This is a genomic window from Kitasatospora sp. NPDC094016, assembly GCF_040304045.1.
Classification (GTDB): Bacteria; Actinomycetota; Actinomycetes; order Streptomycetales; family Streptomycetaceae; genus Kitasatospora.
Genome location: NZ_JBEOUK010000109.1, coordinates 1 through 1,438 on the forward strand (window position 1 = coordinate 1; position 1,438 = coordinate 1,438).

A 1,438-nucleotide genomic window follows, 5' to 3' on the forward strand; every position below is an offset into this window, starting at 1 on the left:
CAATGCCAGTGACTTTGGGGTGCCTGTCTCGTTGGTTGTGGTGTGGCGAGAGTGGGGCAGGTCAAGTCGCCTGCGAGTGAGCGGTTGTCGGACCGGATCGCGATCGGGGTGCTGACCCAGGCGTTTCCGCCGGGTCTGGTCGATGAGGTGATCGCCGAGACCGGGCGGGGTGAGAAACGCAGCCGTCTGCTGCCGGCGCGGGTGGTGGTGTACTTCGTCCTGGCGATGTGCCTGTTCTTCGGGCAGGGCTACGAGGAGGTCGCCCGGCTGCTGGGCGAGGGGCTCGGAGACGGGCGGCGGTCGTGGCGGGTGCCCACGACCGCCGCGATCGGCCGGGCACGGCGGCGGCTTGGGGTCGAGCCTGTCAAGGTGCTGTTCGCGCGGGTGTGCCGTCCCGTGGCGGTGCCCGGGACGGCGGGTGCCCGGTACCGGCGCTGGCGGCTGGTCGCGGTGGACGGCACCACGTTGGACCTGGCGGACACCGAGGCCAACGACGAGTTCTTCGGCCGTCCGGGCTCAGGTCGCGGGATCGGCGCGTTCCCGCAGGCCAGGCTGGTCGCTCTGGCGGAGTGCGGCACCCACACCGTGTTCGGCGCCGCGCTGGGGCCGCTGTCGGTCAGCGAGCAGACCCTGTCCCGGCAGCTGTTCGCCCACCTGCAAGCGGGGATGCTGCTGCTGGCCGATCGCGGTTTCTACGGGTTCGAGCTGTGGCAGCAGGCACGGGCCACCGGCGCGGACCTGCTGTGGCGGGTCAAGAAGAACGCGGCACTGCCGGTGCTGCGGGTGCTCGACGACGGCTCCTACCTCAGCACGATCCACGCCGAGCAGGACCGCAGGACCCGCCGCAACCCGGTGGCCGTCCGGGTCGTCGAGTACACCCTGGCCCGCACCGGCGACGCGACCGTCTACCGCCTGGTCACCACCCTCCTCGATCCGAACGAGGCACCGGCCGCCGAACTCGCGGCGCTCTACGCCCAGCGCTGGGAGATCGAGACCACCCTGGACGAGATCAAGACCCACCAGCGCGGCCCCAAGCTCGTCCTGCGATCGAAGTACCCATGGGGAGTCGAGCAGGAGGTCTACGGCCTCCTGCTCGTCCACTACGCGATCCGACAGCTGATGCACCAGGCAGCCCTGCACGAGGGCATCGACCCCGACCGGCTGTCCTTCACCCGCTGCCTGCGGGTCGTGCGCCGCCAAGTACCCGCCCAGGCGGGACTTTCCCCCCGGCAGACTCGCCAGGGCACTCACCCGCACCCTGGCTGAGATCGCCGAACGCCTGCTGCCCCAACGCCGACAGCGGACCTGCCCCCGCGTCATCAAACGCAAGATGTCCAACTGGCCCCTCAAACGCGCCCAGCACCGCAACTGGCCACCACCAATACCGGCAACCGTCACGATCACCCAGCCGGCAACAACCTAAAGTCACCGGCATTGG

The 1,438-nt window shown here is 70.1% G+C and carries 1 protein-coding gene; it reads left to right on the forward strand.

From position 1 onward, the window contains the following. The first annotated feature begins 42 nt into the window (after window positions 1–42). A complete protein-coding gene (locus tag ABT015_RS37910; protein ID WP_350887904.1) occupies window positions 43–1,266 on the forward strand; it encodes an IS4 family transposase in 1,224 nt (407 codons plus the stop codon). Window positions 1,267–1,438 lie beyond the last annotated feature (172 nt).